We start from the raw sequence: 7,136 nt of genomic DNA, 5'->3' as shown, positions 1-7,136 counted from the left end.
TAATTCACCCAATCGCGATGGCAGAAGGTTTACGTTTTGCGATTCGTGAAGGTGGTCGTACAGTTGGTGCGGGTGTTGTTGCTAAGGTTATTAAATAATTTATATTTAATAACTGTTGAAAGGGTATCATGCGATGCCCTTTCTTATCTGGTCTGTTTAGCAAAATGTTTTTATTTTAAAAAGAGCATTTTGGAAAATAGATATTATTATAAATAACATACTCATAGGTTTTATATGCAAGTAAGTAACGAAAGTCAAGCTACAAACTCGGTTCTAGATAAACTCAAATGGGGTTTAGTTTTAGTATTGATTGCAATTATTGTTTGGGGAAATTCCTATTTTGCTCAAGCAAATGATATATATCAACCTAATACAATCGTCCGCATTATTACGGTTAGTGTAATTTCACTTTTCACTTTATTTATTGCTCTTACAACCACTAAAGGTAAGTCATTTCTTGCATTTTTACAGGATTCAAGAAAAGAGTTAAGAAAGGTGGTATGGCCTTCTCGTAAAGACGCTACACAGACAACTATGCTCGTTGTGGCTGTTACAGTAGTCGTTGGTTTAGCCCTTTGGGGAATGGATACTTTATTCCGTTGGGTCGTCTTTTATTTAACATCAATAGGACGTTAATATGAGTGAAATACAACAAAAACGATGGTATGTTATTCAAGCTTATTCTGGCTATGAAGCACGTGTTGCACAATCACTACGTGAATATATCAAGTTACATAATATGGAAGATTCTTTTGGTGAAGTGCTTGTGCCTACCGAAGAAGTTGTTGAAATGAAAAGTGGTCAACGTCGTAAAAGTGAGCGTAAATTCTTTCCCGGTTATGTTTTAGTTGAAATGATGATGAATGATGCAACTTGGCACTTAGTTAAAAGTGTACCAAGAACCATGGGATTTATTGGCGGTACTTCTGACAGACCAGCCCCAATAAGCCAACGTGAAGTTGATGCTATTATGAATCGTTTACAACAAGTTGGTGATAAACCTCGTCCTAAAACGTTATTTGAGCCAGGCGAATTGGTACGTGTTAATGATGGTCCATTTGCAGACTTTAATGGTGTGGTTGAAGAAGTCGATTATGAAAAAAGTCGCCTGAAAGTTTCAGTTTCAATTTTTGGACGTTCAACACCTGTTGAGCTTGATTTTAGTCAAGTTGAAAAAAGTTAATTTTAATTGAATAAGTTTAGTTCAATTAAGAATAAAAAAATCACAGCAAAGGCTGTGATTTTTTTTGCACAAAATAAATAGTTAAAATACGATTAACAACCTGAAACTTATTGCGATTGAATTAAGACTCATGCTCTTAATATTTTGTGTGCTTCTCTTTTTGTATCTTAAATACAAAGTTAGTTTAATTGAAAATCTTCAAGTTGTTGTTGTAAATCTAACCAGTTCATTTCAGTGTCTTCTTGTTCGCTTTTAATTTTACTTTGTTTAAGTAGTAATTCGGTCAACGCTGTTTTTTTATCGTTTTCATAAATAGCAGGATCTGCTAGTAACTGTTCAATATTTTGTAATTGCTCAGTTAATAGCTCAAGTTTTTGCTCCATTTTTTGTAGCTCTTTTTTAATGGGTTGCATTTGTGCTCTTAATTCTGCTTCACGGCGTTTTTGTTCTTTGCGATCGGTGGCGGAAACATTTTGAATGCTATCATTTTTACTGGCTATGTTAACGGTATCTGGTTTATTTTCTGCTTTTTGTTCTTCGGCAAGCCATTTTTGGTAATCATCAAGATCGCCATTAAATGGTTCGACTTTGTGATCATGCACTAAATAAAATTCATCCGTTGTCGAGCGCAATAAATGGCGATCATGCGATACAACGACTAAAGCACCTTCAAAGCCTATAAGTGCTTCAGTTAATGCTTGACGCATATCTAAATCCAAATGGTTAGTGGGTTCATCAAGTAATAATAGATTCGGTTTTTGCCACACAATTAGCGCTAAAACCAATCGAGCTTTTTCACCGCCCGAAAATGTTTTAACAGGTTCATTCACTTTATCACCATGAAAATCAAAACCACCCAGATAGTTACGCAATTCCTGTTCTGTTATTTTTGGATCAGCAAGCTGAGTTAAATGCCAAAGTGGTGATTCATCGGCACGTAAATATTCCAATTGATGTTGAGCAAAATAGCCTAATTGAACACCTTTAGCGAGATTAATATGCCCCTCTTTAGGTTGAAGTTCGCCCGCTAATAATTTTATTAAGGTTGATTTACCGGCACCATTACGACCCAGTAAGCCTATGCGTGAACCCGGAACAAGATTTAATTTAATTTTATCTAGTACGATTTTATCATCGTAGCCTGCCACAACTTTGTCCATCATCAGTAATGGACTTGGCAAAAATTCAGAAGGTTTGAAATTAAAATGAAAAGGATTGTCTACATGTGCAGGGGCAATGAGTTCCATTTTTTCTAGCATTTTTATTCTGCTTTGAGCTTGTTTGGCTTTGGTTGCTTTTGCTCTAAAGCGGTCTATGTAGCTTTGTAGGTGTGCGACTTTTTGTTGTTGGCTTTCATAAAGTGATTGTTGCTGTGCTAATTTATTTGCACGTTGAACTTCAAATGATGAATAGTTACCGGTATATTCAAACAAACTTTTTTGTTCAATATGAATAATTTTATTAACTAACGGATCTAAAAAATCACGATCATGTGAGATTAAAATTAATGTACCTTGATAGTTACTCAGCCATTTTTCCAGCCAAATAACGGCATCTAAGTCAAGGTGATTGGTAGGTTCATCAAGAAGGAGTAGATCAGAACGACACATGAGTGCTTGAGCTAGATTTAAACGCATGCGCCAACCACCAGAATAAGATTTAACTGGTAATTGTAGTTGCTCGTTGGAAAATCCTAAACCATGTAATAATGTGGCGGCTCTTGCTCGTATTGTCCATGCGTCAATGTTATCCAGTTTTTCATGAATATTAGCTATTTGTTCACCATTATTGTCTTGGTTGGCGATAGCTAGCTTTTGTTCTAGCTGTCGATATTCACGATCACCATCAATAGCATATTCAATAGCGGGTATATCTAGCGCGGGAGTTTCTTGGTTAACCCAAGCTAATTGCCATTGTGATGGAAAACTTAAGCTGCCTGCATCCGTTTGAATTTCGCCTTTTATTAATGAGAAGAGAGTGGACTTTCCGCAACCATTTTTCCCAACTAACCCTACTTTTTGTTTAGGATTAATGGTAGCAGAGGCATTATCTAAAAGTAGATTAATGCCTAAGCGAACTTGAATGGAATCAAATACTATCATGATTTTGCTGTTTAATATGTAAAATAAATTGGGTTATGCTAACAAATATTGAAAGTTATGCAAAATGAAAAAGTTTAATGGGCAAAGTGAAAGTTTCATTATTTTAAAATTTAACTTGTGGCAATAATTGGTTGAGCGTGCTATTGAATATTTCCAGATAGGGAAAAGGTTATCATTTAATCTAGTCACAAAAGAAGGATGATAATTAATTTATAGCGGGGTTTAAATTGGAAAAGCGATTTTATCAAGCCCTCTATTTTAAGCAATAAAGGGCTTAATTATAAATATAAATTATTACTGTTTTTTAATTGCGGATAATGCTCGACGAATAATATATAAGCAAATACCCACAAAGACAGCTAAACCTAAATATTGTGGTAAGAAACCTAAATCAGCCTCGATTGCTAATGGAGCTTCACCTTTACCTTGCGTGATACTAATAACAATAACGATCGCTAATAAGACACCAACTAAGCTTTCACCAACTATTAATCCCGAAGAAATTAATGCCGCTTTACGATCCACTTTTTTAAATTGTTCTTCAGGATTTAAATTGTATTTTTGAGCTTTAGCGTAAGCATTACGTTTAATTATCCATGATAGCAATGTACCGACAAAAATTGGGGCAGTAATCGTTGGTGGTAAATAGATACCTAAACCGACAGCCAGTGCGGGTAAGCGAAATTTACATTTTGCTTTCGCCAAAAGAAGATCAATAATAATAATCACGGTTCCAACGACTAATCCAATTAGAATCATTGTCCAATCAAGTTTATGTGAAAAGATTCCTTTTGCAATGGTTGTCATCAGTGTTGCTTGAGGTGCAGCTAAAACTTGTGATTGATCCATATCTGGTCGTGGTAATGCGCCCGTGAAACCATACGCGTTATAAAGAATTTCTAAAATAGGAGCGATAACAATGGCACCAACAACACAACCTATTAGTAATGCAACTTGTTGTTTCCATGGTGTTGCATTAACCAAGTAACCCGTTTTAAGATCTTGCAAGTTATCATTTGAGATACAAGCAACGGCTAATACTGCGCTGGTTGTGAATAGCGCTAAGGCTGTCGCAAAGTTTGTGCCTTCAGCCGTGGAAAGTATATTATTTGCTTCGCCTAATCCAAGTAAGATAAGTGATATCACGATAGCGGCAACAATTGCAATACCTGAAATAGGGCTAGCTGACGATCCGACTAATCCTGCCATATATCCGCAAGCAGCTGCAACAAGAAAACCCATAATAAAAGCAAATAAAACAGCACAAATAACCAGTATCCATGCAACGCCCGTCGATAACCCACTATCTGAAATAAATGAGTAAAACGTAGCGACTAAAATAATAACCATACCTGCCATAATCAAAAAGATTGATTTAGGTGATAGATCACGTTCTGTCGGTGCAATATCATTTACAGATACATCTGAACGTAACGTTTTGAATGATGTTTTTAAACCTTCAATAACTGGTTTGATTAAGGTTAATAATGTCCAAATTGCCGCAATAGCAATCGTTCCTGCGCCAATAAAACGGATATCTTTAGCCCAAAGTCCCATTGCAATATTTGCCAGAGGTTGCGTTGTATCATAATCTGTCATTGCACTTAAAATTGGAATTCCAAATCCCCAGGCAATAATGGTTCCTATTAAAACGGCAATCCCAGATACAATTCCAATCAAGTAACCTGCACTAAGAAGTGCTAATGAGAACCCCATAGGTAATTGAAAAATCGATTTTCCACCGGTAAACCAGTATGAAGCGCTTTCAGATAAAACCCGAAAACCATTGGTCAATAAACTGACAGTAGAAGCGATAACGCCTCCCACTAAAATATCTTTCAATCCTTCGTTGGCAGAAGCATCATTACTGTCTGTTTTCGAGCCTGCTTTTAAAATCTCAGCGGCAGCAACACCTTCAGGATAAGGTAATGTACTTTTGACTACCATCACATGACGTAATGGAATTGAGAATAGTACCCCAAGCATTCCCCCAGCGGCACAAATGGCAAAAGTTAACCAAAATGGAAAATCTTGCCAGTAACCAATCATCAATAATCCAGGTAGAACGAAAATAATAGATGATAGCGTTCCGGCAGCAGAAGCTTGAGTTTGCACCATGTTATTTTCTAATATGGTTGATCCTGAAAATAGTCTTAAGATTGCCATTGAGATGACAGCGGCAGGAATAGCCGATGAAAAGGTTAATCCGACTTTTAAACCAAGGTACACATTTGATGCAGTAAAAATAATTGTAATAAAAGCACCCAGTATTGTGCCTCGAAGTGTAAGTTCTCGTAAATTATTCATATATTATCGTAAAGTTAATTCAATATGCGGTTATTATATACTTAATTCAGCTTTATGGGCTAGAAGTTATGATAACTCAATTAATTTAATCTTTTTTGTGCGTGTTTCAGGATAAATAATAGACAATTATATTTACAATAGTATAAATTCACTATTGAAAATAAAAACAGTTTAAATTTATGATACACTGATTAGATTAATGTTCCGTTACGATTGGTGAGATAGATTGTGAACCCACTCAAGCGTTTACTTGCAATTACTAAACAATTACGTGACCCTATTGACGGTTGTGAATGGGATCGCATGCAGACTTTTGATTCATTAAAATCTTATACACTAGAAGAAACTTATGAAGTTCTTGATGCGATAGATAAACAGGATATGAATGAACTCAAAAAAGAATTGGGCGATTTATTGTTTCAAATTATTTTTTACGCCGATCTTGCCAGTGAACAAGGTCAGTTTGATTTTGAGGATATCTGTCAAGCTGTTGCTGATAAATTAGTTAGTCGTCATCCGCATATTTTTGATGATAAGACAACTGAAAAACCGAATTGGGAACAATTAAAACAAAAAGAGCGTGACGAGCGCGCACAATATTCATTGTTAGATGACATACCTAACGCCATTCCTGCTTTAATGAAAGCCGAAAAAATCCAAAAACGTTGTGCGTCGGTTGGGTTTGATTGGCAGGAGTTAACGCCAGTTTTAAATAAAGTTAAGGAAGAGCTCGACGAAGTAGAACATGAGCTAAATAAAACGGTACAAGATCAATCAAAAATCGAGGAAGAACTGGGGGATCTGTTTTTTGCGACCGTCAATTTAGCCAGACATCTAAAAGTTAAATCGGAGCTCTGTTTACAACGGGCAAATCATAAATTTGAACGTCGATTTAAACAAGTTGAAGCAATACTGAAACAAAATAATCGTCGTTTAACGGATGCAACACTTGAAGAAATGGAAGCCGCATGGCAACTTGTTAAACAATTGGAAATATCAACTAGCGAAGTAAATAAATATGACTGAAAAAAATGAATTATATCAAGAAATCGAAGCATGGGCACAAAATGCCATTTTACATAGTCCAACGTGGAGTATTAACCAGCTCGATTATTCCGAAAAAAGTATTTCTGTTGTTGAAATGATTATTGGTGAATTAGCTGAGAAAAATTTTAGTATTCCTGAAGAACAGCTTAATATGATTGCTCAAGAGTATGGTTGTTATTTATTACTGACAGCCCAAAAATTATACGGCGGTGAGTTTTATTGGAATGAAGAACTTGAACAACCGATGTTAATTAGTTGTGAACCACAAGCGGCTATCGTGTTATTAACTTGGAATAAAGTCAAAGGGCGCCTTTTAGGGGATGAAGCAGATCATCTTGCCTTTTTCTTAGAAGGGTTTGCTGAGGCGACTAAAAATCCTGAAAATGGTTCTCAGGTTGTCTATTTATAGCCAAGTAATCCAATAACCAAAGGTTATTAGCTGATACAAATTCATGGTATCAGCTAATGGTAATTTAATGCCAATTATCAAAGTAAAT

The 7,136-nt window shown here is 35.8% G+C and carries 6 protein-coding genes and 1 pseudogene; 5 read left to right on the top strand and 2 right to left on the bottom strand.

Annotation, left to right across the window (positions count from 1 at the left end; all coding sequences use genetic code 11):
- From J3U35_RS08475 to nusG, 3 genes and pseudogenes are all read left to right on the top strand, one after another.
- Window positions 1–98, top strand: a pseudogene (locus J3U35_RS08475) (elongation factor Tu); the annotation flags it as partial.
- 136 nt (window positions 99–234) lie between these two features.
- Window positions 235–636: a preprotein translocase subunit SecE gene (gene secE / locus J3U35_RS08470; protein ID WP_065559723.1), complete on the top strand. Its 402-nt coding sequence runs from the start codon at window positions 235–237 to the stop codon at window positions 634–636.
- Window position 637: 1 nt separating this feature from the next.
- Entirely contained in the window at window positions 638–1,183 is a 546-nt protein-coding gene (gene nusG / locus J3U35_RS08465; protein WP_065559722.1) for a transcription termination/antitermination protein NusG, read from the top strand.
- A 179-nt stretch (window positions 1,184–1,362) separates the two neighbouring features.
- Here nusG and J3U35_RS08460 read toward each other — a convergent pair whose 3' ends face one another.
- Complete coding sequence (locus J3U35_RS08460) at window positions 1,363–3,285, bottom strand: ABC transporter ATP-binding protein (protein WP_267360766.1); 1,923 nt, start codon at window positions 3,283–3,285, stop codon at window positions 1,363–1,365.
- 294 nt (window positions 3,286–3,579) lie between these two features.
- Window positions 3,580–5,592 carry an OPT family oligopeptide transporter gene (locus tag J3U35_RS08455; RefSeq protein ID WP_267360764.1) on the bottom strand — a complete coding sequence of 671 codons (2,013 nt, stop codon included), beginning with the start codon at window positions 5,590–5,592 and terminating at the stop codon, window positions 3,580–3,582.
- Between the two features lie 228 nt (window positions 5,593–5,820).
- Between J3U35_RS08455 and mazG the strand changes: the two genes are divergently transcribed.
- Both mazG and J3U35_RS08445 read left to right on the top strand, forming a co-directional pair.
- Window positions 5,821–6,618 carry a nucleoside triphosphate pyrophosphohydrolase gene (gene mazG / locus J3U35_RS08450; RefSeq protein WP_267360762.1) on the top strand — a complete coding sequence of 266 codons (798 nt, stop codon included), beginning with the start codon at window positions 5,821–5,823 and terminating at the stop codon, window positions 6,616–6,618.
- Window positions 6,611–7,048 carry a hypothetical protein gene (locus J3U35_RS08445; RefSeq protein WP_065559718.1) on the top strand — a complete coding sequence of 146 codons (438 nt, stop codon included), beginning with the start codon at window positions 6,611–6,613 and terminating at the stop codon, window positions 7,046–7,048. The genes mazG and J3U35_RS08445 overlap by 8 nt, the downstream gene beginning before the upstream one ends.
- Window positions 7,049–7,136 lie beyond the last annotated feature (88 nt).

This window comes from Gilliamella sp. B2717 (assembly GCF_026536675.1).
GTDB classification, from domain to species: Bacteria; Pseudomonadota; Gammaproteobacteria; order Enterobacterales; family Orbaceae; genus Gilliamella; species Gilliamella apicola_I.
The sequence above is the reverse complement of the archived record's forward strand: the minus strand, read 5'-3'. Positions and strand labels throughout refer to the sequence as shown.